Annotated in this window: 32 protein-coding genes; 23 read left to right on the forward strand and 9 right to left on the reverse strand. The window is 61.9% G+C overall.

Annotation, left to right across the window (positions count from 1 at the left end; translation table 11 throughout):
* Position 1: 1 nt before the first annotated feature.
* The 6 genes from HAP54_RS24195 to HAP54_RS24220 are packed head-to-tail and all read right to left on the reverse strand — an operon-like array spanning position 2 to position 2,964.
* Complete coding sequence (locus tag HAP54_RS24195; RefSeq protein ID WP_166304217.1) at positions 2 to 193, reverse strand: hypothetical protein; 192 nt, start codon at positions 191 to 193, stop codon at positions 2 to 4.
* Positions 194 to 205: 12 nt separating this feature from the next.
* Positions 206 to 409: a hypothetical protein gene (locus tag HAP54_RS24200; RefSeq protein ID WP_166304219.1), complete on the reverse strand. Its 204-nt coding sequence runs from the start codon at positions 407 to 409 to the stop codon at positions 206 to 208.
* Positions 410 to 413: 4 nt separating this feature from the next.
* Positions 414 to 680 carry a hypothetical protein gene (locus HAP54_RS24205; RefSeq protein WP_166304222.1) on the reverse strand — a complete coding sequence of 89 codons (267 nt, stop codon included), beginning with the start codon at positions 678 to 680 and terminating at the stop codon, positions 414 to 416.
* A 3-nt stretch (positions 681 to 683) separates the two neighbouring features.
* Positions 684 to 1,088: a helix-turn-helix domain-containing protein gene (locus HAP54_RS24210; protein WP_166304224.1), complete on the reverse strand. Its 405-nt coding sequence runs from the start codon at positions 1,086 to 1,088 to the stop codon at positions 684 to 686.
* Between the two features lie 14 nt (positions 1,089 to 1,102).
* Positions 1,103 to 2,041, reverse strand: a complete 939-nt coding sequence (locus HAP54_RS24215; RefSeq protein WP_166304226.1) for a recombinase RecT — start codon at positions 2,039 to 2,041, stop codon at positions 1,103 to 1,105.
* A complete protein-coding gene (locus HAP54_RS24220; protein WP_166304228.1) occupies positions 2,041 to 2,964 on the reverse strand; it encodes a PD-(D/E)XK nuclease-like domain-containing protein in 924 nt (307 codons plus the stop codon). The genes HAP54_RS24215 and HAP54_RS24220 overlap by 1 nt, the downstream gene beginning before the upstream one ends.
* A gap of 305 nt (positions 2,965 to 3,269) precedes the next feature.
* Between HAP54_RS24220 and HAP54_RS24225 the strand changes: the two genes are divergently transcribed.
* From HAP54_RS24225 to HAP54_RS24295, 15 genes are all read left to right on the forward strand, one after another.
* Positions 3,270 to 3,833, forward strand: a complete 564-nt coding sequence (locus HAP54_RS24225) for a GcrA family cell cycle regulator (protein ID WP_166304230.1) — start codon at positions 3,270 to 3,272, stop codon at positions 3,831 to 3,833.
* Between the two features lie 118 nt (positions 3,834 to 3,951).
* Positions 3,952 to 4,281 (forward strand): GapR family DNA-binding domain-containing protein, encoded by a 330-nt coding sequence (locus HAP54_RS24230; protein ID WP_166304232.1) that lies wholly within the window; start codon positions 3,952 to 3,954, stop codon positions 4,279 to 4,281.
* 9 nt (positions 4,282 to 4,290) lie between these two features.
* Positions 4,291 to 4,836: a hypothetical protein gene (locus HAP54_RS24235; RefSeq protein ID WP_166304235.1), complete on the forward strand. Its 546-nt coding sequence runs from the start codon at positions 4,291 to 4,293 to the stop codon at positions 4,834 to 4,836.
* 49 nt (positions 4,837 to 4,885) lie between these two features.
* Positions 4,886 to 5,686: a DUF1376 domain-containing protein gene (locus HAP54_RS24240; RefSeq protein ID WP_166304237.1), complete on the forward strand. Its 801-nt coding sequence runs from the start codon at positions 4,886 to 4,888 to the stop codon at positions 5,684 to 5,686.
* A gap of 210 nt (positions 5,687 to 5,896) precedes the next feature.
* A complete protein-coding gene (locus tag HAP54_RS24245; RefSeq protein WP_166304240.1) occupies positions 5,897 to 7,408 on the forward strand; it encodes an AAA family ATPase in 1,512 nt (503 codons plus the stop codon).
* Complete coding sequence (locus tag HAP54_RS24250; protein WP_166304242.1) at positions 7,405 to 7,926, forward strand: hypothetical protein; 522 nt, start codon at positions 7,405 to 7,407, stop codon at positions 7,924 to 7,926. The genes HAP54_RS24245 and HAP54_RS24250 overlap by 4 nt, the downstream gene beginning before the upstream one ends.
* Positions 7,926 to 8,549, forward strand: coding sequence for a hypothetical protein (locus tag HAP54_RS24255; protein ID WP_166304244.1), 624 nt, complete (start codon positions 7,926 to 7,928; stop codon positions 8,547 to 8,549). Before HAP54_RS24250 ends, HAP54_RS24255 begins: the two co-directional genes overlap by 1 nt.
* A 122-nt stretch (positions 8,550 to 8,671) precedes the next feature.
* Positions 8,672 to 9,256 (forward strand): hypothetical protein, encoded by a 585-nt coding sequence (locus HAP54_RS24260; protein ID WP_166304247.1) that lies wholly within the window; start codon positions 8,672 to 8,674, stop codon positions 9,254 to 9,256.
* Between the two features lie 9 nt (positions 9,257 to 9,265).
* A complete protein-coding gene (locus HAP54_RS24265; protein ID WP_166304249.1) occupies positions 9,266 to 9,757 on the forward strand; it encodes a hypothetical protein in 492 nt (163 codons plus the stop codon).
* Positions 9,754 to 9,981, forward strand: a complete 228-nt coding sequence (locus tag HAP54_RS24270; RefSeq protein WP_166304251.1) for a hypothetical protein — start codon at positions 9,754 to 9,756, stop codon at positions 9,979 to 9,981. The genes HAP54_RS24265 and HAP54_RS24270 overlap by 4 nt, the downstream gene beginning before the upstream one ends.
* A gap of 45 nt (positions 9,982 to 10,026) precedes the next feature.
* Positions 10,027 to 10,347, forward strand: coding sequence for a hypothetical protein (locus HAP54_RS24275; RefSeq protein WP_166304254.1), 321 nt, complete (start codon positions 10,027 to 10,029; stop codon positions 10,345 to 10,347).
* A 212-nt stretch (positions 10,348 to 10,559) separates the two neighbouring features.
* Positions 10,560 to 12,599, forward strand: coding sequence for a phage head spike fiber domain-containing protein (locus HAP54_RS24280; protein ID WP_339156854.1), 2,040 nt, complete (start codon positions 10,560 to 10,562; stop codon positions 12,597 to 12,599).
* 25 nt (positions 12,600 to 12,624) lie between these two features.
* Positions 12,625 to 13,350: a hypothetical protein gene (locus HAP54_RS24285; protein WP_166304260.1), complete on the forward strand. Its 726-nt coding sequence runs from the start codon at positions 12,625 to 12,627 to the stop codon at positions 13,348 to 13,350.
* A 50-nt stretch (positions 13,351 to 13,400) separates the two neighbouring features.
* The gene (locus tag HAP54_RS24290) at positions 13,401 to 13,568 is read left to right on the forward strand and encodes a hypothetical protein (RefSeq protein WP_166304263.1); all 168 of its coding nucleotides are present in this window, start codon (positions 13,401 to 13,403) and stop codon (positions 13,566 to 13,568) included.
* A 184-nt stretch (positions 13,569 to 13,752) separates the two neighbouring features.
* Entirely contained in the window at positions 13,753 to 14,382 is a 630-nt protein-coding gene (locus HAP54_RS24295) for a ParB/Srx family N-terminal domain-containing protein (RefSeq protein WP_166304266.1), read from the forward strand.
* A 363-nt stretch (positions 14,383 to 14,745) separates the two neighbouring features.
* Here the strand turns inward: HAP54_RS24295 and HAP54_RS24300 are convergent, their stop codons facing one another.
* Entirely contained in the window at positions 14,746 to 15,684 is a 939-nt protein-coding gene (locus HAP54_RS24300) for a hypothetical protein (protein ID WP_166304269.1), read from the reverse strand.
* 575 nt (positions 15,685 to 16,259) lie between these two features.
* Here HAP54_RS24300 and HAP54_RS24305 point away from each other — a divergent pair.
* Positions 16,260 to 17,042, forward strand: a complete 783-nt coding sequence (locus HAP54_RS24305) for a hypothetical protein (protein ID WP_175619478.1) — start codon at positions 16,260 to 16,262, stop codon at positions 17,040 to 17,042.
* A gap of 19 nt (positions 17,043 to 17,061) precedes the next feature.
* Positions 17,062 to 17,229, forward strand: a complete 168-nt coding sequence (locus HAP54_RS24310; RefSeq protein ID WP_166293498.1) for a hypothetical protein — start codon at positions 17,062 to 17,064, stop codon at positions 17,227 to 17,229.
* Between the two features lie 19 nt (positions 17,230 to 17,248).
* Here the strand turns inward: HAP54_RS24310 and HAP54_RS24315 are convergent, their stop codons facing one another.
* A complete protein-coding gene (locus HAP54_RS24315) occupies positions 17,249 to 17,539 on the reverse strand; it encodes a hypothetical protein (RefSeq protein WP_166304272.1) in 291 nt (96 codons plus the stop codon).
* A gap of 2 nt (positions 17,540 to 17,541) precedes the next feature.
* Complete coding sequence (locus HAP54_RS24320) at positions 17,542 to 17,904, reverse strand: DUF6876 family protein (RefSeq protein WP_339156896.1); 363 nt, start codon at positions 17,902 to 17,904, stop codon at positions 17,542 to 17,544.
* 280 nt (positions 17,905 to 18,184) lie between these two features.
* Between HAP54_RS24320 and HAP54_RS24325 the strand changes: the two genes are divergently transcribed.
* From HAP54_RS24325 to HAP54_RS24350, 6 genes are read left to right on the forward strand one after another with little or no spacing between them, the layout of a single operon-like run.
* Entirely contained in the window at positions 18,185 to 18,721 is a 537-nt protein-coding gene (locus HAP54_RS24325) for a hypothetical protein (RefSeq protein ID WP_166304277.1), read from the forward strand.
* Positions 18,705 to 20,576, forward strand: coding sequence for a terminase gpA endonuclease subunit (locus tag HAP54_RS24330; protein ID WP_248114457.1), 1,872 nt, complete (start codon positions 18,705 to 18,707; stop codon positions 20,574 to 20,576). Before HAP54_RS24325 ends, HAP54_RS24330 begins: the two co-directional genes overlap by 17 nt.
* A gap of 10 nt (positions 20,577 to 20,586) precedes the next feature.
* The gene (locus HAP54_RS24335; RefSeq protein ID WP_166304282.1) at positions 20,587 to 20,799 is read left to right on the forward strand and encodes a phage head-tail joining protein; all 213 of its coding nucleotides are present in this window, start codon (positions 20,587 to 20,589) and stop codon (positions 20,797 to 20,799) included.
* Positions 20,800 to 20,802: 3 nt separating this feature from the next.
* A complete protein-coding gene (locus HAP54_RS24340) occupies positions 20,803 to 22,419 on the forward strand; it encodes a phage portal protein (RefSeq protein ID WP_210297525.1) in 1,617 nt (538 codons plus the stop codon).
* 11 nt (positions 22,420 to 22,430) lie between these two features.
* Complete coding sequence (locus tag HAP54_RS24345) at positions 22,431 to 23,450, forward strand: head maturation protease, ClpP-related (RefSeq protein ID WP_166304284.1); 1,020 nt, start codon at positions 22,431 to 22,433, stop codon at positions 23,448 to 23,450.
* 15 nt (positions 23,451 to 23,465) lie between these two features.
* Positions 23,466 to 23,843 (forward strand): head decoration protein, encoded by a 378-nt coding sequence (locus HAP54_RS24350; RefSeq protein WP_166304287.1) that lies wholly within the window; start codon positions 23,466 to 23,468, stop codon positions 23,841 to 23,843.
* Positions 23,844 to 23,894: the final 51 nt, after the last annotated feature.

Below are 23,894 nucleotides of genomic sequence, written 5' to 3' on the forward strand. Positions count from 1 at the left end.
TTCACTGCTTTGTCTCGACGCGGAACGGGCCGCCCTTGCTGGTGATCTCGATGACGGCCGAGCGCAACGGCTCGCGGCTCGCCTCGATGATGTCGATTGCCTCCTGATGCGAAACCCCCTCGACCTCAATCACCACGGTAAAGCTGCCGTCGTCATTCGGCGAATAGCCGCCTCTGCATTGAACGGTTCGCATGGTCGGGCCTCCTCAATCGGGGCGCTTGCGATCGGGCCAATCCCGCATCATGCCAGCGATCGCGCGCGCCTCGGTCACCTTGTCGCCGGGCGTATCACCGGCCGAGCACCAGATCGCCCATTTCTCAACGAGGTCGGCGGCATGGATATTCTGCGCGCGCAGAACGAATACCGGCTCGTCCGGTGCCGCCTTACCGAGCGCGCCTTGGCCGCGCATTGCCTCATCGAGCACTTGCCTCGCTGTCAAAGCCATGGAGGTTCCTTTCGACGGAATCGACGGCGTCGCGCATCTTCCGCCGCATTTGGGATCGCAACATGCCCGCATGGCGTTTGCTGACGTTGGTGCCGCGATGGATAAGCATGCAAGCAGGTGATCCGCGCGGCGTCATAAAGTGGACCCGGGTGTGATTGCCGCCTTCGGAGACCCGCACGTCGGAGCCGCCGGCCTCGCGGATTTCGCCGATGATGTCCCGGACCATCTTGCGCATCGGCTACGCCCTCTCGATGGCCGTACGGATGTAGTCCGCATACTTGTCGCAGGCGTAGGAAACGGCCGAATGGTCGCGCTCGAACGTGGCGCCGACCTGTCGGAAGGACGCGCCGGTCACGACACAGGCGAATGCCATGATCTTCTGGCGCGTTTCGGTCTGATCGCCCTCGCGGCTGCGTGCGAGCAACTGGTCGATGCTGATCTCGAAGGCCCGGGCGCCGACATCGCGCGCAACAATGCAATGATTGAGAAAGGGACGCGCCGCGCAGATGCGGTGAAATTCCCGCGCCATCTCGATGTAGCGTGGCACGTCAACAACCGCGCGCGCCGACATCCGCGAGGTGCCGCCATGCTTCATTGCCGCAAGAGTGAAGAACAGATCGTCCGGCACTTGTCGCATTCCCATTTCGAGCATTCCCATCAATTGTCGCTGTCCATTGGCCGATTGCCGGGGAAGTCGGACCCGGAGGAATCGGCGGAAGGTTCTTTGCTTTCCGGCTTCGATTTCTTCGCTGCGGCCGCCTGATCGATCGCGTCGATCGCAGCCTGCCCAAGCGCTGAGGAAGACCCGCGCAGCCGCGCGGTTAGCCCGGGGGAAACGTCCTTTGCGTGATCGGAGGCGACCGTAAAGCCGGCGTCCTCCATCTCATCGCGGCCATACATGCCCGAGATGACATCGGGGCAATGCATGCGCGCCCAATCGCGGGACATATTGTAGAACAGTTGCAAGTCCGGCTTCTTGTCCCAGAGCGGCGAGCCCCTCACCTTGCCCTTGTCGTTGTGTCCGGGGTGCAGTTTGCCCAGCGTGAATTGATCCGCGTCGGCATCGAGCGGTGGGAAGTAGCGTGGCTCGGTTTCGCCCCGAAATGTCGCCCAGACTCGGCATCGTCGCTTTGGGCCTTCGCCTTCATAGGCGACTTGCAGCCGCGTCGTGATCGGGGCGCGGGCCTCGACAATCGCGTGAAACATCTGGCTCTCGTAAGCGATTTGCTCGACCTTCTGACCACCGATCCATTGCTCGATGACATAGGTCCATTTCGCCAGGGCGAGCGGCGAGACGCCAAGTTCCTGCGCGCGCATGCAATTGGCGAAGCAGGCGCCGACATTGCCTTGCATGAAAGGCGGCAGATACGGGCCGGATGCGGCCAGCAGCTTCGCCGCGTCGACCATATCGCGAAGGTTCGCATAGTCGACGCCGCCGCCCTTGAACAGCACGACACCCTCGGTGCGGTCGTTGACGACTTTCTCCGCGTTACCCTCAACTAGATCGCGGCGCGTCACGCGCTCGGGGCCGGCCGGCTGTTGGGGCGGCGGCGCATCTTGCGAGCGGACGGTGCTGTCGGTCTGTAGCTCTGACATCACGCCGTCTCCCGCAATTGGTATTTGATCCGGTCATCGACCGATTTGCGCCACCAGTCCGGCAGATCGACGTACTCGGCGTCGGCGCGATCATCGCCGGGGCCGGGCCATTCGCCGCTCTGGTAGCACTGCCAGAAGGTCTCGGCGGCCAACTCGTTGAGGCCATGGCCGCGTGCGAGATCGTCGTCCTTGAGCGTTTGAGCGCGAACGCAATGCGGCTTCTCGCTCTCGACCCAGAGCAGCGTGAAGGAGCTGGCGGTCATGACGAGCGCGCGCGCGCCCTCGACGACCAGCGCCGCTTGCTGGACGTAGCCGTATTCGATGATCGAATGTTGCGTGTCGCGGTAGAGAACCGAGTTGGTCGACTTGAGGTCGACGAAATCGCCACTGTCGTTCGGTATCTCGTCAGGCCGCGCCTTCTTCCAGAACCCGCGCTTGTCCTTCCAGATCAGCGAGCGCTCGGGCGATCCGCCGAGCATGCCCTGCTGCACCAACGGGAACTTGCCCAGCGCAAGGATCATGCCCTTCGCGCGCTCGGCCATCGACGGCGTGATGACGCATTTGCCGGCGGCTTCCTGCTCGGCTTTCCAATCCTGCCAAACCTTCAAGCGCATGTTGTAGGGCTTGCCGCCGACCTCGGGCGGGCAGAGCACGCAATCATCGTCGAACGGCTCACCGGCTACCGCCTTATGGACGAAGCGGCCGAGCGCCATCGCCTCAGACTGCGGCTCCTTGCCGCGCTTGGGATTGAGCGACGAGTTGGTGAAGGCGTGCGCGGGCGAGCGGCGAATGATGTTGCGGAACATCGTCGAGGAGACGCTGACCGCATCGCACAAGTCGTGCCGATGGTAATCCGCTAATGGGATGTTGCGATACAGACCCGGCCGAGTGATCGGTTTGCCGTCCCAAGGGATAGATTGCATTGCCATTCGCCGCGCTCATTCTCGCCCGCAATGTTCCATAGCTCTCCCGCGCTCTGCGAAGCCGCCGCCTCGCAAAGGGTGATACCGGGTCGTTTTGTTGTTGTAGGCGCCGCCCGCTGCCGTGGCGGGCTGGTGACGCTTCCTCGTGTCGAGCGCGATCTTCTCTTGTTGGATGCCCGAACTACGCGCGTAAATTCTCATTCCGCTTCGCGCGTGATGTCAACATAGCTTCATAAAAAAAGCGGGCAGAGTGAAACTTGCGACTTTGGGTAGCGCGTGCATTTGCGCTGCTCAGTTTTAGATGCATGCGCCTCCATGATTTACGCAGCGCCATCGGCGCGCGCCGCAAAAATGCCATTTACGAAATTGGTGGGCAAAGCCTGCGGTTTTCAGATGACGTGCCCGCCGATCATTTCCTATTCCGGATAGCTGTCTGCTTCGCGAGCAAAAGGCCGCGTGTGATGGCTCAACAAAACGAATGGTCTCCAACAGCCGAGACCACACTGCGCAAAATGTTCGGTGCCGGCGCGTCGGCATCTGTGATCGCCGATGCGATCAACAAAACCCGCAGCGCGGTCTGCGGCAAGATCAGTCGCTTGAAGCTGCGGCGAGAAAGCAAGCCAATCTTGACGAAGGCCCCACCGAGGCAGACGCCGCGGCGCGCGATCCCGGAATTTGTCGCCGATGCGGTCGCCAAGCCGGTCTCGATCCTTGACGTGAAGGATCATCAGTGCCGGGCACCGCTCGACCAGCGCGATCCCAACGGGCTCGCGATGTTCTGCGGTGCGCGCAAGGTGCCCGGCTCGTCATGGTGCGCCAGGCACAAGCGTCAATTCATCACCGTTTGCTACGTCTCGAGGAGGTCGTGATGGGTCGCCCACGCGCGGCCCGGCGATCGATCCCAATTCGCCGAGGCCCCGTCAACCAAAAGGGAAACTCATGGCGAAGCAAGCAGCCCAGCAAACGAATGATTTTGATGCCGAGGTCGTGCAGGAAGTGCTCGGCAAGATCGACGGCTATGAGGCCGATCTAGCGAGCGAGCGCGGTTCATCGATGGCCCGCTGCCGCAACATCCGCGAAAGCATCAATAACGTGCTCAAGGAGGCGAAGGCGCGCGGCATCCCGACGAAGGAATTGCGTGCGCTTGTGAAGATCAGGAAGAACGAAAACAAGAACAAGGAAATCTATGAGGAGCTTGAGCAGGATCAACAGCAAATCCTCTCGATGCTCGCGACCGCCGAGGGCGTGAAGGACTTGCCGTTGTGGCGAGCGGCGGCGATGAATGCGATAGGTGAGGCTGGCGCAACCGCTCATTGAGGTGCGGCCATGCCACACAATCCCCGCATCCTCGCGCTCGATCTCGCCTCAAAGACCGGCTGGGCGGTCGGCTATCCCGCCGACGAGAAGCCGCGCTCCGGCTCGGTGCGTTTCGCGCGCGAGGGCGCAGCCATGGGCGCGGTTTTTGCCGGTTGCCGGCAATGGCTGAACGATTTCCTCGCCACTGAGAACGACGTGAAGCTGGTGGTGTTCGAGGCACCGATGGTGCCGCAGCACATGGCTGGGCGGACGAGCGCGGAGATCATCCGCGTCCTGATCGGGCTTTGCGCGATCGTCGAGGAACTGACGCATGCGCGCGGCTATGACGTGCGGGAGGCGCGCGTCTCCGATGTCCGCAATCACTTCATCGGCTCGAACCGGCACAAGCGGAAGGAGGCCAAGTCGCTGACAGCCGAGGCCTGCTATCGCTTGGGCTGGAGGCCGACCGACGACAACGCTGCCGACGCGCTCGCGCTCTGGCACTATCAGGCGGCAATCCTCAATCCCGATCTGGCGGTGCAGACTTCGCCGCTATTCCGTCGGAGGATCGCATGACGGCGCCCGGGTTCTTCAACGCCCTGTTTGCAGCGAACGGGAGCGCGTGATGGTTGAGTGGTTCAAGCACGACATACCGCGTTGGATGGACGGCACCGAGGGCCTCGATGACGGGCCGTATCGCGTCTACCACGTCGTGTGCCAGTTGATCTATTTGCACGAGGGGCCGATCGGGGTGCACGAGCAGGGGATCGCCGGCCGCTGCAATCAGCATGTGCTTACCTTCCGCCGGAACCTCAAGGCGCTGCTCGACTCCGGCAAGCTGCGGATCATCGACGGCCGACTGACCAACGACCGCGCCGAGACCGAGCTTCAACGTGTCGCCGACCTCCGCTCAACCTCGGCCCGAGGGGGGAGGGGTAGTCGCGGGGTCAGGAAGAGGTCCGGCCGAGGTCAGAGTGAGGTTGAGCAGAGGTCTGCAGTCGGTCAGCCGGATAACGCATTGAATTCTAACAGCTTGGCATCAAGCCCACTGTTCGAACATCAACACCATAGAGAGGAGAGTAGAGGAGAGGAGAGGAGAGAAGAGAAGAAAGAAAAGAAGAAAGAAGATGCCGCACCTAACGGTGCGCGCCGTGGGGAACTTGATCTCGGGCAAGCGGAGACGGCCCGGGCAAAACCAGCGACCGCCGATCCGGAGACGGACCTGTTCCGGCGTGGAAAGGAAATCTTCGGCGAGCGCGCTGGTGGATCGCTCACCGCACAAGTGCTGAAAGCCAAAGGCCGCAATGTCGCTCTCGCCCGCGCGGCGATCGAGCAGGCTTCGACTAAGCAGAACCCGCGCGAGTACATCGGCGCGATTATCCGGGGCAACGCGATCGAGGATCAAACACCGAGGGTGCGGGTATGACGCAGCGCTATTCCCTCGACGAGGTTCTGCGGATGCTGGCGAGCGTCGGTGCCGATCCGCGATCCTTCACCGGCAGCAAGGCGTTCCGATGCCCGGCGTGCTCGCATACGCGCCGCAAGAAATTCAATCGATGTCTGTCAATCCGATCCGAGAGCGACGGATTTTTCTTCCGCTGCTTCCATTGCGACGAATTCCACGGGAGCTACAGCTATGAACACTCTCGCGCCCTATCACGCCGAGTATTTCGAACGAAGGGGGATATCGCCAGAGACGGCAGCAAGGTTCGAAATCTATACGGGGGCAGTCGTCGTTAAGCAGGGTGAGCGGCGCGTGGTGCCGCAAGTGCGCGGCAACGTCATCGTCTACCCGTTCTTAGAGCATGGGAAAATCGTCAACGAAAAATATCGCGCCGAGCGCGAAGGCGAGAAGTTCTTCTGGCATCACAAGGGTGGCAAGCGAACGTTCTGGAACGTCGATGTGCTCGACGATCCGCAACTTGAGGCGGGTACTCAATCGCTGGTGATCGCCGAGGGGTTCGAGGATGCGATGGTGGCGATCGATTGCGGGTGGCCGCTCACCGTCTCGGTGCCCGATGGCGCGCCACCGGTGCCGAAGGATGGTCGCATGGCGCCGCTCGATCCCGAAACCGAGCACACCGGCAAGTTCGAATTTCTATGGCTCAACCGCGATCGATTGAAGCGGATCAAATGGTTCACTCTCGCGGTCGACAACGATGGGCCGGGGCAGCGTTTGGCGGCCGAGATGGTGCGCCGGCTCGGTGCCGTGCGGTGCAAGTTCGTCGCCTATCCCGACGGCTGCAAGGACTTGAACGACGTGCTGCGCAAGTATGGCCGCGACGCCGTTCATGAGGCGCTGCGCGACGCGAAGCCCTATCCGGTACGAGGGCTCTACCGGCTTTCCGAGTATCCATCGCTGCCGGAGGTCGAGCCGGTCTCGATCGGATGGCCACTGTTCGATGGCGTCGTGAACGGCAACGGCTGGATGAAGATGTTTGCCGGCGAATTCATGATCGTGACCGGCGTGCCGAGCCACGGCAAATCGACGTGGCTCGCCAATGTGCTCTGGAATGTCGCGCGAGACTACGGCTGGCGGTCGGCGATCTTCTCACCCGAGATGCCGACCGTACCCTATCTGCGCGACAAGCTGCGCCGGATCATCGGCACGCCCGATGCCGACGCCCGGATCGAGAACAGCTTTGTGTTCATCGACAACGATCCGAACGACGAGTACGAGGACGACATCACGCTCGAATGGATCATTGAGAAAGCGCGCGATGCGGTGCTGCGCTACGGCATCCGCATGTTGGTGATCGATCCATGGAATGAGGTCGAGCACGCGCGTCGCCGGGACGAGACAATGCCGGAATATATCGGCCGCGCGATCCGCGCCTTGAAGCGGTTCGGTCGGCAATACGGCGTGGCGGTGATCGTGCTCGCGCATCCGACGAAGGATGTCTGGGAGCATGGCAGGCTACGCCCGCCGTCGCTCTACGACATCGACGGCGCCGCGCACTGGTTCAACAAATGCGACCACGGCGTCGTCATCTGGCGCGAGCCCGAAACCGATCAAGCGGCGATCATGATCAACAAGGTCCGCTTTGAGGGCACCGGCGAAAAGGGGACGATCAAAATGAAGCTGGATCGATCGTCCCAGCGCTTCGTTCCACTCGATGCGCAGACGCAAATGGAGTGTCCCGAATGAGTGACATGCCCGTCGTGCGGCGCGAACCGCTCAAATTCAATCCGCTTGAAGATGCCGTGATGGAGGATATTCCGCCGACGATCTGGGATGGGCCACATGTCGGCAAGCGACTGTCCGAGGCCATGCGCACGCTGCGGATGCTGCCGATGCAGGCGGTCGCCGGCTATGGCGGATCATGGCCGGCCTACAGTTACGAGTTCGAGGACTTGCTCGCGCAACAGGAGCAAGGCGAACTTGAGAAAACGCAGCGCATGCAGAACCGGACGCGCATCATGCCGTCCTACAGCGACGTGACACGGATGGAGGCGGCGATCGTCTGGCCGGCGCGGTATCTCAACGGTGCGCGCCACCTCATGCGCGCGGTGAATGCGGTCGCCATGGCGCACTCGTTAGAGCGGGACGCGGGGTGGGTCGCAGTTAAGCGCGGAGGCTATGCCGATACGTGGCGCGCGAACCATGATCGCGGGTGCGATGTCATCGCGGCGGGCCTGCGCGCCGAAATGGTCCCGGTGTTCTGATGGAATGTGAAATCCCTCGCGGAGCTGATCGGGAGTATCTGATCGTGTTCGGCGTGGCCGCGATCTATGTCGGCACGATCCCGCGAGGTGAGCCGTGCATCGTAGGTGCCTCGCGCGATCTCGATAAAACCTATGAGGCGATGCGCGAGCGCTGGCCGTGGTCGAAAATTGCATGCGCGTTCTGGGTCAAGGATCGCGACACGGCCGAGGCGATAGCGAACGAGGTCAACGGAGTGCTTCCGCACGATCTCGATGGCCGGCTCGCTGTGCGTGCCGAAACCGCCCGCAGGCAAATCGAGCAAATTGCCGACAGTTGGAAACTCAATCTCACAAACCACGACGCGGCGATGGCGCGCGTGCGGTCGGCAGTGCGGCGCGTCGAGCAGATGATCAGCGAAGCAAACGGGCGTGGGGAACTGGCGTGGTTCAATACGGCCTATCGAGATTGGCGGATCGAGGCGAAAAAGGTCGGTCGCGTCATGAGCTACGCCGAGGCGCTCGCGCGGCTGCGCCGAGAAGTCACTAAGCGACTCATTACATTGGACATTCTCGATGTTGGCGCTGATTTACTCCCGGCCATCTTTCCTGATTTACGCAAACCGCCCCGACAAAATTTACGTTGACGGACCGAATTTTGGTGGGTTTTCTACGCGCGCACGCCCGATGGCAGAGCTACGTCCATCGGTGACGCTTCACCCGAAACTTTTCAAACCGATCTCGGCGGCGAGGTCGGTCTTTTTGCGTGATGATCTCAGTCCAGTTTGACACCGCGGACTTCACCGGCCAGGCAATCGAGCTTGGCGCGGTCGAGGATCAACTGCCGTACATCTTCGCGCGCTCGCTCAACGATGCTGCGGAAAAAACGCGCTCGTTTCTGATCGAGGGGACTTGGACACGATCAGTTGCAGTGAAGAACCGATCGTTCATCGGCGCCGCGCTGACCACCAAGGGTGCGCGGGCGACGAAGTCGGATCCGGCGGTCGAGATTTACGACAAGCTCGGGCGCGGCAACCTGTTTCTCCACGCGAAGGGTGGAACGCGGCGCGCGCAAGGCCAGAACATCGCGATCCCGTCGTCGGCCAATGTGCGGCGGACCGGGCGTGGGGCGGTCTCGCGCAGCCAAACGCCGCGTGCTCTCGCGGACAAGGCGGCCCGGCACGGGCGCTTCCTCTTCGCTCAAGGCAAGATGATGTACACGCTCGATCCGGCCGTGCCGATCAAGCGCGACGTGCTGTTCTATCAAGATTTCACGAACACCATGCGGCAGGCGATGCTCGACAGTCTGCCGAAGAACGTCGCGATCGCGATGGCAACGCGACGCCCTCGATAGGAGCGCGCAATGGAAATGCACGTCTATCACCACGTCATCGTGGATGACCCTTTCGGCAGGCTGATCGTGGCGCACCTTGCCGACATCAATGACCGCATCGCCGCGCTCACAAGGATTGTGATCAAATCGGAGAGGATCATCATGGTTAGCGTCAAGGACTTACAGGATCAGGCAACCGCGACCCTGCAACAGGTGCAGGCCGAAACCGATGTCGCGAACGCGGTCAAGAAAGTGGTCGATGACCAGAACGCGACGATCGATGCGCTGAAAAAGCAAGTCGATGATCTCGTCGCGGCCGGCGGCGCCAGCCAGGCCGATTTGCAATTGCTGTCGGATACGCTGCTCTCGATCAAGAACCTCGATACCTCGAACGCCTCTACCGTTGCGGCTGCGGTCACTGCCGGCACGCCTACGCCGTCGGCTCCGCCGCCTGCGACGGGCTCGAGTGACAGCGGCACCGGATCGACCGATCAGTCGGGCGGCGGCACCGCCGCGCAATGAGCGCGGCCTTTCCGAGCATCGCGCGGGATCGGGCCGTCAATCGTCTCGATCCCGCGCACCTCGCGCGATGGCGCGAGTACTACGACGCACTCCGTTTGCAGTATCGATGCGGCGTGATCTCCCCGCATGACGCGCAAATGGGATTGATCTCGCTCGGCTATCGCGACCAAGCGCTGCGCGTCGAGCTTTCCGAATTCGATCGGGAGCGAAGCCGGGTCATCTAGGGCCGCGCGCTTCAACCACCCAGACATTGGCATCAGGAGGCAGCGATGGCGCTCGCAGGCGTTCACATCACGTTCGGAGCATTTGCCGGCGGCTTTGGCGATGGCACAGCGGACACGATCCTGCCATACAAGCCGGTCGCATCGCAGACGATGGCGGCGGCCGGGACGAGCACCATCTCAGCGCCGAGCAGTCGGAATAACGACAAGGCGCTGTGCTCCATCTGCGCCTCTGCCGCAATCTTCTACGCGATCGGCCCAACCCCTGACACCACCAACGGGCCGCTGCGCTACTACGATCCGGCATGGGGCCGCCCCGAGGATATCTTCGTCGATGCCGGCGATAAGGTCGGCTGGAAGCTGGCATGAGGCGGCTCGGCGTCGCGCGCAGGGGGCTGGTGCGGCTCGGGGGCCGAGGCGGTCGCTCGTCGGTCATCATCGCGCCGCCGGTCATCATGGCGCCCGCAGCGCTATCGCTCGCATCGCCGGGCGCCGATGCATGGTGCTGGTTTCATGAGCCGCGCGCGGCGTCGTATGTTGGCAAGCTCTGGTTCGGCACCAACGGCTCCAACGACAATTCGGTGGCGACCGGCCGCGCCACGCTCTATGAGGTCGACGAAGCCAGCGACACCGTGACCAACAAGGTCATGGCGACCAGCACTGTCGCGAGCATTTGGACTGACGACCACGATTATCCGACCGCACCGCTGATCCGGCCCGATGGCCGCCTGATCACCTTCTATTGCCCGCATCGCACCGGCGGGCCGATCAATTTCCGGATTTCAGTGCAGCCATACACGATGGCCGGCGGCTGGTCGCAGGAATACAATCTCGGCAATGGCGCTGCCGCGCCCACCTATCCATCGCCAGTGATGCTCTCGGGCGAGGGCGGCAAGCTGTATCTGTTCTACCGCAACGGCACGACCGGCGGTCCGCTGGCGTACATCACCAGCGCGGACATCGGGACGGTGGCCCCAGCGACGGTCGATGGCGGCGCACTCGGCGCGGTGCCGACATGGGCGGCGGAACGGCAACTCGCGATCAGCACCGGCACGCAAGGCATCTATCACAAGGTCACGTCGAACAACGTCGACCGGATCGACCTGTTGATGACCGATGCGGTCGGGCCGCAAGCCAGCACCAAGACCGACGTGCGGCATGGGTATTACCTAGGCGGCCAATGGCGCACCTCGGATGGTACGGCGCTTGGCGATGGGTCGGCTATGATCGGCTTCACCGCATTTACTGCGGTTGCGACCAGCGGCGCGCCGGACAATTTCGGCGATATGTGGTGCCACCATATCCAGCGCCGCACATCGGGGAACATCGAGGCGGTCTTTTGGCGGTTCATCTCCACCAGCGATCACCGCTGCTACTATGCGCGATGGAATGGCGCATCGTGGTCCAAAGGCGAGGTTGATGCCGGTCAAGGCATGGGCGTGCCGGATACGCGATCGACGCAGATCACTGACGGCCAAGGTATATCCGAGGGCTACTACAGCCCGGGCGCGTTCTTCGACACCACGGAAGAAGGCGTGCTGTATATCTCGCTTGGCAACTCGGCCAACTCGCAGATGTATCGCTACCAGACCACGGATGGTGGCGCGACATGGAGCCGGCAGCGGGTCAGCGCCCTGGCGAACGAGAATGTGCGCCCGGTTGTCCCCGTCGCCCGCAGTGCCAAGTATTCCGTGCTCTGGTTGAGCGGCGCGTATCATAATTTCGATTTCAGCACCAACCCGGCGGCGACCGACATCGGTTACACGACGCGGGTCAATGCCGCCTCGCGCGCCTATGCCGCTGCGAGCGTGGTGCCCGGCAACACCTCGGCCCCGACCGTCTCTGGATCGAGCGGGACCGCCGGCAACGTCTTGCAGGCGGCGCTCGGCACGTGGGCCGGCGACTTGCCGATTGCGTACACGTATCAGTGGGCGAAGAGCGGCGTCGATATCGCTGGTGCGACAAGCTCGTCGTATACGGTGCTCGCTAGCGATGTCGGCGCATCAATCACCGTGCGGGTGACGGCGACGAATGCCCAAGGATCGAGTTCCGTGACATCGGCGCCGGCATCGACGTTGCCGACCAATCTGGTGCAGCATTCGGATGCGTTCGGTTCGTGGACGCTGAATTCGTTCTCGCAAACGCCAAACGTCGCCAACGATCCCGTCAACAATGCATTGACTGCCGATCGTCTCAGCGAGTTGGCGGCGACCAATACTCACAGCGCGGCATCGACCAACATCAATTTCGTCTCTGGATCGAGCTACACGTTCTCGCTCTATGCGAAATATGAGACCGCGCAGTTCTTCCAATTGCTGTTCGGCAGCGCCGCGTTTGGCGCTCTGGCCTATGCAAACTTCGATATCCAAAACGGTCTCGTGCAAACGATCGGATCGGGCGCAACCGCCTCGATCGTCAATGCGGGCAATGGCTGGTATCGGCTGATCATCACCGCGACGGCAACGGCGACCGTCGCGGCGCAGGTTGCGGCCTATGGCTGCACGGCGGGCAATTCCGCTCGTGCGCAAAGCTATCTCGGCGCCACCGCGAACACCCGGCTTGTCGCCAACGCACAGGTCGAAACTGGCGTCAATGCGAACACTTACGTTGCTGTCGCTTGAGAGGTAGCGGTTGCGGGAGAGTACCGTGGCAAATGCATCCTCGCCGTTCCGGTTCGAGCCTGCTGCGATCGAGCAGCGGGTGCAAAACCTCGAAGCCGGCATCAAGGATTTATCGAGCGCGACTGCTTCGCAGATCAATGGTCTGTCGCAGCAAATCTCGAACCTGTCGACCAAGCTGGACGAGCGGGCGAAAATCCCGTGGCCGGCGCTGGGCGTCATGCTCTCGTTTCTCACCATCATCGGCGGCTTGGTCTGGTATCCGGTCAAGGAGGGGCTCGATCGGCAACAGCGCGTCATCGAGAAGATGGTCGAGACCAGCGTCACTCAGAAGGATTTGGATGTCCGCCTGACCGCGACCGGGCAGCGCCGGGATGACTGGCAGCGCCAATCCGAGGACCGCAGCAAGCGAAACTCCGATGCCGTCGCCGATCTAACCAAATCGAGTGTGCCGCGCGGCGAGCACGAGGAAAAATGGCGCACGATCGACGATGCGATCAAGCGCAATCAGACGCGGCTCGACGAGATCACCAAGATGATCGTCCCGCGCGGTGAGCACGAGGAAAAGTGGCGCGGCAATGATGGCCGCATGGCTGACGAGCAGCGCCAGATTGACGAGCTCAAGAAGGCCTACTCGGATTTGTACAATCCGCGCGATGCATTGACGACTATGCAGCGTCGCCTCGATGACATCGAGCGGCGGCTCGCAGGCGCCCAGACGCAGGCCGCCGAGCAGCAGCGCCGCATACCGTAAGAGTGGGGGTGCGCCATGGGAGCGACAGCGAACCAGCAGCGGAGCAACCGATGATCATCATCGATGCACCGCATTTCAACGCAGCGGTCGTCATCAATGCCACATCGCTCCGGGTCATGAGGGCAGCGCCGATCCTCAGCTATATGATGGGCTGGGATCGCATGCGGGTGCTCGACTGTGCCGAGCGACGCGGCTGGCGCTACGAGATGCGGGATTGAGCGCCGAGCCACCAGTGGCCCGCGCTAGGGCATGGTGGGGCAAAGGTACTTTGGGGCCTGCCGAGAGTGCGCGGGTACGCGGGACCGCGCGCCTTTTGCGTATTTGGCGCGGCCGTTTTCGGCCTTTGGTTCCGCTCAAAACAACGATTTCCCGGGACAAAAAAGGCCCTACAGGCGGTAAAGCATGGATGCACTAGCAAGGAAACCGGCGGTTGAAACATGGCCGGTCGATCGATTGCGGCCCTATGAGCGCAATTCGCGCCGGCATTCGCCCGAGCAAATCGAGCAAATCGCGGCGTCGATCCGCCAATGGGGATGGACGATGCCAATCCTCGCGGCCGATGACGGCATGGTGCTGGCCGGTCACGGGCGATTGGCCGCCGGCAAGCTGTTAGGATTTACCGAGGTCCCGGTCATCGTCGCGCGCGGTTGGACCGATCAGCAAAAGCGCGCCTATGTCATCGCCGATAATCGCCTGACAGATGCTAGCGATTGGGATAACGACATGCTGCGGCTCGAATTGTCCGACCTCATCGAGGGCGGTTTCGAGATCGCGCTGACCGGCATAACCGAGGACGAGCTATCAAAGCTGTCGGTCGGGGTCGGCGAGTTAGAGCAGATGCCCGAGTTGCCGGACGGCGATCGGTCGCCGTTCCGAGACATGACGTTCATCCTGCACGGCGAGCAATTCGGGATCGTCGAGCGCGCCATTGCCAGGGCAACCAAGCCGCGCGACCCGGATAATCCCAATCGCTCGCCGCAAGGCAATGCGCTCGCAGCGATCTGCGCCGAATATCTAGGGCGCGTTTCATAAATCGAGATTGGTTATGCGGCTTATTCTATCCCGGATACTGACCAAATACCGCGATGCAACGAAATGGCGCGATGGGCCAGTATCGGACTCATGCAGCGCAACAACGATAATCCTATTCGATCACCTCGTCGGCGCACGAAGAATCAGCGGTGGGACAGTCCATGCGCAGCGCCTTGGTAAGACATTCTCACGATATCCGTAGACCGTCGGCAAGCTCTTCGCGAGCGCTAGGCTGGCAATCTGCTGAGCTTCGCTCCACCGGCATCGAGGTTTGGAGCCCGATGACGACGGATGCCGATATCCCAAATGTCCCAAGATGTCCCGGCGAATGCAAGTACGGTAGCGGTTGTTGGTTGGGCACCGCTATTGAATTGGCTCGGAGACGGACGCAAGAAACTCCGCGCAAGCGGTCGTTGTATCAATATCGCCAATGCCATCCAAAAACAAAAATTGTCCCTGGACGTTGACCTCCAAGAAAACAACATCGCCGTTTTGATCAATTACAAAATCCGCGATACCCATTTTTAGTCCCAAATTTCTGATTAGTCGTTTGGTTCGGTCGATAAGAGCGTCGTCTACTCTGACTACCTTTGGCCTCGCACTTATACCCCTTCGCCAATCAAGTTCTGATGAGATGATTTCAATAAAAATTGGCTTATCACCAAGTGCTACAACTCTGTAATGGGCTTTCGCAGAGATCAGTTCTTGATATACTGACGGAGCGAGGCGAATAGAATCGTCGTCATACTGGCTTATATCGATCGGGACTGTGGCTAACTGCATCCCGGGTGCCCCAGCAATCTTCTTAATGATTATGCGGCCCCCCAGAGATCGAGAAAAATTTCGGACTTGGTCTGGATCATTCGAGATTATCGTTTTCGGCACGCGAAAGCCAACTTTTGCCGCGGCATCAAGTTGCACTTGCTTACCTGTCGCCCACATTTCTGCCCGAGGGTCATTAACCCAAACTCCCCGGAAGCAGGCCGCCCAAAGACCTGACAATGCAAACCGCCACTCTGCCGAAACAAACGCATGCACCGCTTCTTCTTGCAGAAGGTCACTAGGTGACTGCGGTTGATTAGCTCTCCGCCACCACAGTACGTCGATCGAACTTAAATCTAGAGTTTCCCCATTGTAGTCCGTGATAAGACCTTGTCCTTGCGCCCAAGTGACGACTGTTTCTCGATGGGCCTGGTCTACACAAAACACGTGAGCGGAACAGTTGAACCGCTCACGCAAGCACTTGGCAACCGCATGTGCGTGTAAATCAACGTCCAAAGATACTATGCCTACGCGGCGCATCAATTTGTTGCGTCAATCCTCGTCACAGTCGCTAGTGGGACTGTTACTTTCACAGCTAGTGTTACTCGCAGTATGAAGATCCTTTAGTTTACTCTTAGAGCCCGCTTTCAGACCCAGGCATTCAACAAGCATTTCCTCCCATTTTTGAAGGTCGTGTGGGTCTTTTAATACCTTGAACGTTTTAGGTTGAGCTAACAGAAGTATAGGCCTTAGACCCTTCTTGTGGAACTCCTCCGCAGTCACTTCCGGTGCTGTAAAGTCGGCCATAACAGTCCTCACTTTGCTCAGTCCAAACCACTATGCCGTCGGGCGGAGTTGCACCGTAGCATAGCCGCAACTGGCGCGCCATAGTATCTCGCCGCCTCAGAATATCGTTTCAAGCCGGCCTATGTCAGCTCGGGGTCAATCTCGACCGGGTCGAGCCAGCAGCAAGTCCGGCAATATCCGCAATACCTCAAAAGCTGAAGTGAATTCAGAGCATTGGCGGCTCCACGGCGGGCCGTTGTGGTTGGTGGTGGCGCCGTGTCTCCCGGACCGGGGCCGCGAATGATGCGCTACGAACTCAGTGACGAGCCATGGGACAGGCTAAAGAAATCCGCGTTGCGCCGATCGCGAAGAAAGACGCGGACGCGCTGATCATCCGGCTGCACTACAGCCATAAGACCGTCAACAACACCTTCCTCGCCCTCGGCGTCTTTATCGGCGGGCGCCTTGAAGGCGCTATGACGTTTGGCCCGTCGATGGATAAGTCGAACATCCTCGGGCTGGTGCGCGAGACGCAATGGAACGGCTTTCTCGAATTGAACCGACTGGCGTTCTCGGACGCGTTGCCGCGCAACAGCGAGAGCCGCGCGCTCTCGATCGCGCTGCGGATGATCCGCAAGCACTATCCGCACATAGAATGGATCATCTCATTCGCCGATGGTTGCCAGTGCGGCGATGGGACGATCTATCGCGCGGCCGGCTTCGTGCTGACCGGGATCAAGGTGAACAAGAGCCTGCTGCGATTGCCGGACGGATCGGTCACTCACAAGATGACGCAAGTGACGGGCAAGAACCGCGCGGCGCATTTCGCCAAGACCGGCGGTTCATGGTCGGGCCAGGGCGAACCGCTCGACGGCTACCAAATGCGGTATATCTATTTTCTCAATCCGGCCGCGCGTGCGCGGCTCGCCTGCAAAGAAATCCCATACGCGGAGATCGAGAGGCGCGGCGCCGGCATGTATCGGGGAATTGCGCGTGGCAAGCAGGCGATGGCCGGGGCCCCCTCGGCACAGCGGCGCGGCAGCGGCGACCGCCACGCTCCAGCCCACGAACATTTCGGTCTGCATCTCAGAACGAGGTCAATGGTTCGTTGATTTAGCTCAATGGTCCCATTTGATTTTCGCCGAGCGTCAGGACATGAAACCGCCAGAAGCCCCTTGCCCTGGCAAGGAAGCGCCGAAGCCCAAGCCGTCGCGCTTGGAGGAGGCGCGCCGGGTCATCGAGGAGTACGCAGACGATCTGCGGAAAATCATCAAGAAGCTCCGCCGTCGCCTAAATTGAGGCTACTGGTCAGACATTCTTACGATTTGAGGGAAAGCAGTTTCGCGATTAGCGCGGCGGTCAGCAGCGTGGCGTGACCGTCGGCGGCGATGGCGTAAACAAGTGCGCGCCGGGTATAGGCGGCGGGGTCGCTCTCGATCTCGCGCGCGGCTTGCATCGCCGCGAGAACGGTGGGCCGCTTCTCGACGCGGTATTGGCCGCGCCCGAGAAACAGCGATGCGGTGAAGTGATCCGCGCGACGGACCGCCTCGATCGCGCGGGTCTCGATCGCGTCGAAAGTCATCGGCTGATCCCCTACGACGAATTTCATGATCAGTGCTCGCTCGGCAGAAGGATGACATTGCCCTCGACCCAACTCGTTATTTGATCGAGAGGGAAATCGGTGAAGTCGATGTCCTCGGAATAGATGGCGGTGCCATTATCGTTGCCGTCATCGCAAACGAGGCGCGCGCTGCGGTCATCCATGACGTGCAATCGCCAGACCTGAAATTCCTCGGCCCCAATCTTCGGTTCGAGTTGCAGGCAAGCGATCTTGTCGAGCAGCCAATATGCGCCGCCCTTTTCGGCGAGATACTGCACGCCGTCAGTGTAGAGCATGCGCCGGTTGAGCCCGTGGCGATACCACTGGGCGGTGCCGGTGAAGTGGGCCAGATCGGCCGGGGTTAGCTTCGTCATTTCCACATACGCCTTCGTTTTTTCGCCCCCATTGGCCGGCCCGGAATTGGGCCAAAACCCCGGGAGGTCTGGCCCAGATATAGGCCAACTACCGGTGGTGACGAGGAAATTCCACAACTGGAAAGCCTGAAAAATGGCAGAAAATCAAGGCGTTACGGCGGGCCAGGGAAAGCCCGTAGGGGCCGGACTGGCGGCCGATACGTCGGCCGGGGCTTCTAGCCGGGCTGGCGGAAATAACGCACCCCCGGGCGCCGTTCACGGCGCCGCCGGCCGGGGCGGATTGATCACATCGGCCCTTGCCGCGCGCTTGCTCATGGTCTCGCCCGAGCGGGTCAGGCAACTGGCAAAAGAGGGCTGGATAGAGAAACAGGGGCGCGACCAGTTCTATCTGGTCGATGTCGTGCAAGGGTACATCCGCTTTCGCAATGACAGCGACCGGCGCGCGCAAAAGACAGCGGCCGACAGCCGCGTGCGCGAGGCGCGAGCGCGCGAGATTGAACTGCGCAACGCCGTCCGCGAGGCTCGCCTGATCGAGACCGACGAGGCGATGGCGATTGTCGAGGACATGATCGGATTGTTTCGCGCCGAGACCGCCGGCCTGCCGGCGCGCGTCACGCGCGACTTGCAATTCCGGAAAACAATCGAGACCGCTGTAAATGACATCCTCGAAAGGGTGGCAGATATTGCCGCTGAAAGGGGACGCGCTGTGGAAGAAGCTCGCGCTGCTCGCGAGGCCATCGCGCCCCATGCCGCCGGACATATGGGCGAGCGAGAACCGGATATATCCGCAGACAGCGGGCGTGCCGGGGCCGCGTGATCCCACGCTCACGCCCTATGTGATCGAGCCCGAGCGCGTCATCGCCAGCGGCGCGGCCCGGCGCGTGATCCTGATGTTCGGCGCGCAGACCGGAAAGACCGATGCCGTTCTCGATTGCGCCGGACAACGGCTCGACCAGCGGCCGGGGCCGATCCTGTACGTCGGCCCGAACAAGCAATTCCTGACCGAACAGTTCGAGCCGCGCGTGATGGCGCTGCTCGACGAGGCGCCGTCGCTGACCGCGAAGGTCGCGCGCGGCAAACGGATGACGAAAACGCGCAAGACCGTCGCGGGCGTCCCGTTCCGTCTTGCTCATGCCGGCTCGTCGGCGGCCTTGAAGTCCGATCCCGCCGCCTTGGCCTTCGTCGATGAATACGACGAAATGAAAGCCGACGTGAACGAGCAGGGCGGCCCGCTCGGTCTCGTCGAGCGGCGCGGCGATACCTATGCCGACTTCGTTTGCGTGGTGACATCGACCCCATCGCGCGGGCGCGTCGAGGCGATCGAGGACAGGCGATCCGGTCTTGTCTTTTGGGATGTCGCCATGTCGGACGATATCGAGAGCCCGATTTGGCAACTCTGGCAGCAAGGCACCCGCTATCACTGGTGCTGGCCGTGCCCGCATTGCGCGGCGTACTTCGTCCCGCGCTTCAATCTGATGCGGTGGCCGGCGACTGCAACGCCGATGGTGGCTGCACGCGAGACGTATCTCGAATGCCCGCATTGCGGTGGCGTCATCGAGGACAGCCAAAAGGCGGTGATGAACGAACGCGGCCGATACGTGGCGCCAGGCCAAACCATAGACAAGGCCGGCATCGTCTCAGGCGATCCGCCGGATACCATGGCGGTCAGCTTTTGGGTCTCGGGTCTGGCGTCGCCCTTCGTCACGTTCGGCGAGCGTATCCGGGTTTATCTGGAAGCGGTCGCGATGGGCGATCAGGCGGAAATCCAGCAATCGATCAACGCTGGGTTCGGCGAGCTCTGGTCGCCCGGCGGCGGCGATGTCCCGGAATGGGCGGAGATCAAGGAGAAGTCGCGACTCTCGACCTATGAGCGCGGCGAAGTGCCCGACGGCGTGCTGCGACTGGCTATCGCGGTCGACGTGCAAAAGCAGTCGATGCCGTATGTCATTCGCGGCTTTGGTCCGCGCGCCACGTCATGGCTGATCGATTGGGGATATCTGCGCGGCGATACCGCCGAGCCCGAGATTTGGGACGAACTTGCGCAGTTCATCTCCGAGCCGGTCGATGGGATGCCGATCAATGTCGCGTTCGTCGACAGCGGCTTTCGTCCCGGCAAGAAGGACACGCTGCCGCTCAACCGCGTTTACGAGTTCTGCCGGCGCTTCCCGAAACGGGTACGGCCGACCAAGGGTTCGAGCCGCCCGCTGCGGGTGCCGCTGATCATCAGCAAGATCGAGATCAACCGCAGCGGCAAGGCCGCGAAATTCGGTCTCGATCTCGTCCGCCTCGACACCGACCATTGGAAATCGTGGGTGCATGAGCGCTTGCGCTGGCCCGCCGAACAGATCGGCGCGTGGCATGTCCCGCGCGGCGTCGATGACGACTATTGCCGGCAGATCGTCTCCGAGGCGCGGATGAAAAAGCCGAACGGCACGCCCGAGTGGGTGGCGCTCTCGAAACATAACCATTTCCTCGATTGCGAGGCGATGGCCGCCGCATCGAGCTACCTCATGAACATGCAGCGGGTCGCACCGCCGCCGCCGAAAGAAACCAGCGGCGCCGACGAGGCGCCGGAGAAAGAGCACGTCCCGGCGCCATCGCAGCCGGCGCCCGTCGCTATCGCGCGATATCCGCGCGCTGCGCGCCGGATCGTGCGCTCGAACTACCTTTGAGGAGGAGGCCATGGCCGTCCCAACCTATACGCCGCAGCAGTTGCAGGATGTCATCAACGCGCTGGCATCCGGCGCGCAGCGTGTTTCCTATGGCGACAAGTCGGTGGAATTCCGCTCGCTCGCCGAGTTGCGCGAGATTTTCGCGAATGCATCGTCGAGCCTGACCGGCACCGTGCCCCGGCGCACGTTCCGCGTGGTCACGCCGCCGGACAAGGGTCTGTAAGCGATGGCCCTCGCCGCCGCCGCGATCAAGCCGCGCGTTCGCGTCAAGGCGCAGTCGATCCGCAATCAACTGGTCTCGTCAATCGGCACCGATACCGCGACGATGCCGTCAGTGCGGCAAACCGGCTTTGACGCGGCCCGCTATGGCCGCCGGCTGGCGCCGTGGAAACCGTCGATCACGACCTCGAACGTCATCATGTCGTGGCAGGGCGAGCTATTGCGCGCCCGCGCCCGCGACGTGATGCGCAACAATCCGCACGCGGTTGCCGCCGTCGAGAACTTCGTCGGCAATCTGGTGGGCGCCGGTATCAAGCCGTCGTCGCTGATCGAGGATATCGGTCAGCGCGAGGAATTGATGCAGGCGTTCCTCGATTGGACCGACGAGTGCGACGCGGACGGCCTCGTCGACTTCTACGGAATGCAATCGCTCGTCGCCAGGGCGCTGTTCGAGGCCGGCGAATGCTTCATTCGTTTCCGCCCGCGCCGGCCCGAGGACGGACTTTCGACGCCACTGCAATTGCAGGTGCTTGAAAGCGAGATGCTGCCGTATTGGGACAATCGGTTCGCGCCGAACGGCAATTACATCATGAACGGGGTCGAATTCGATCTCGTTGGTCGGCGCGTCGCGTATTGGTTCTACATCCAGCACCCGGGCGACAGCCCGATCGAGCCCGAGGGATTTACGACCGAACAGGTCCGTGTCCCGGCCAATCAGGTGCTTCATATTTTCCGCGCTACTCGCCCCGGCCAAGTCCGGGGCGTTCCGCTTGTGACGCCCGCGCTGGTCAAGCTGTACTTCCTCGACCAATACGACGACGCGGAGCTTGATCGCAAAAAGCTTGCGGCGATGTTTGCCGGGTTCATCACGTCATCGACGCCCGAGGACATCCTTCCGGACGCGACCGACGCGGACAATTCCGACAGCGGATCGGTCGGCATCGCGCCGCTCGAACCGGGCACCATGCAGGCGTTGCTGCCGGGCGAGGACATCAAATTCTCCGAGCCGGCCGATGTCGGCGGCGCCTATGAGGCGTTCCAGTATCGCAATCAGCTTGCGACGTTCTCGGCGATGGGCGTGCCCTACATGCTCGGCACCGGCGACACGCGGCGCGCCTCCTACTCGTCGCTGCGCGGTGTGATCGTCGAATATCGCCGCCGGCTTGAGCAATTGCAGCACAACGTCATCGTGTTCCAGATGTGCCGCCCGATTTGGCAGCGCTGGATGGCCGATGCCGTGCTCGCCGGCACGATCTCGCTCGCCGGGTTTACGGATCAGCAGCGGAAATTGACGCGCGCGAAATGGATCGCGCCGCGCTTTGAGTGGGTCGATCCGCTCAAGGACCGGCAGGCCGAGAAGCTTGCCGTCGACAGCGGCTTCAAGTCGCGCAGCGATGTCGTCGAGGCCGAGGGTTACGACCCCGAGGAGACCGACGAGCGGATCGCCGCTGACCACGAGCGCGAGAAGCGCCTCGGGCTCGACTTCCCGATCCATGGCGCGTCCTCGACGCAACCGACCGATCCAAACGCAGCAGATGCGAGCGGGGTCGATCCTCAAGAGCAGGCGGACGCGCAACAGGACTTGAGCGGCGATGACAACGCCGCCGCCGAGGCAGCAGCATAGGAGAAACGATCATGCGCCGTTGGTTTTCGATGCGGAAGCTGGACGATAAGGCCGGCGAAATCCTGATCTATGACGAGATCGGCAAGTCGTTCTGGAATGACGACGCGATGTCGGCCAAGAACTTCGACGACGAGTTGAAGGCGATGGGCGATGTCGAGACCGTCAATCTGCGGATCAACTCGCCCGGCGGCGACGCCCTCGACGGCATCGCGATCCACAACCAGATCAAGAACCATCCGGCGACGTTCACGGCCACGATCGACGGCATCGCCGCATCGGCCGCATCCATCATTGCGGTGGCGGCCGACAAGATCGTCATGCCCGAGAACGCGTTCCTGCTGATCCACGGCGCGAGCGGCTTTGCCATGGGCAACGCGCAGGACATGCGCGCGATGGCCGATGATCTCGGCCGCCTCGATACCTCGATCGTCGCGACCTATGCCAAGCGATCAGGCCAGGATGAAAAGAAGATCGCGGCGATCATGAACGAAGATCGCCTGATGGACGCCAAGGAGGCCAAGGAGCTTGGCCTCGCCGACGAGATCAAGGACGCGGTGAAGATGGCCGCGAAGTTCTCGCTGCGGCTGCTGCCCGAGAATGCGGCGAAGCAGTTCAAGGGCGTCGTGAAATCGGTCGAGCCGGAGCCGCCTCCGGCTCGCACCGAGAAGGAGCCGGGGGTGGAGCAACCTGTCGGGCCCTCGGCTCCTAGCAATCGCACCGACCCGCCGAGCGCGCAGGTTATCAACATCGATGACGCGCGCCGCGAGGGTCGCGAGAGCACGATCGCATACGTCAACGAGATCAACGACCTTTGCTCGCTCGCCGGCATGCCGAGGCTCGCCGCCGGCTACATCCGGGCGAACGAGAGCGTCGAGACGGTGCGGACCAAGCTGATCGAGGCCCGCGCCAACGAGGACGAGCGTCTCGAAATCCAACACCACCGGGCGGCGCCCACGCAAGGCGGCCGGGAGCGGATCACCGCCGCGTGGGGGCGCGTCACGGACAACCTCAACGCTCGCGTCCGGAAGTAACCAAGGAGTAGCAGCATGCCCAATCCCGTCACCGAAGGCCGTCATCCCGGCGAGTTCATCTTGAACGAGGCGAACGGCGATCTTTCGCGCGACAACATCACGATCGCGCAGAACGTGTCGATTGTCCCCGGTCAGGTGCTCGGCAAGATCACCGCGAGCAGCCAGTTCGTTCCGCTCAATCCGGCGGCGAATGATGGTTCGCAGAACGCCGCAGCGCTGCCGATCTATCCCGCGAACACGGGCGCCGGCCAGACCATGCAGATCGCCGCGATCACCCGCGCGGCCGAGGTCAACGGCAACATCCTGACGTGGCCGGTCGGCATCACTGCGGCGCAGAAAGCCGCTGCGATTGCTGCCCTCGGCGGCGCTGGCGTCTTGATCATCGTCCGCTAAGCGCGGGCAAAACCCACCCTCCCTCACACCACTGTCCTCAACAACCACGGC

Source organism: Bradyrhizobium sp. 2S1 (assembly GCF_011516625.5).
In the GTDB taxonomy this organism is placed as follows: Bacteria; Pseudomonadota; Alphaproteobacteria; order Rhizobiales; family Xanthobacteraceae; genus Bradyrhizobium; species Bradyrhizobium septentrionale.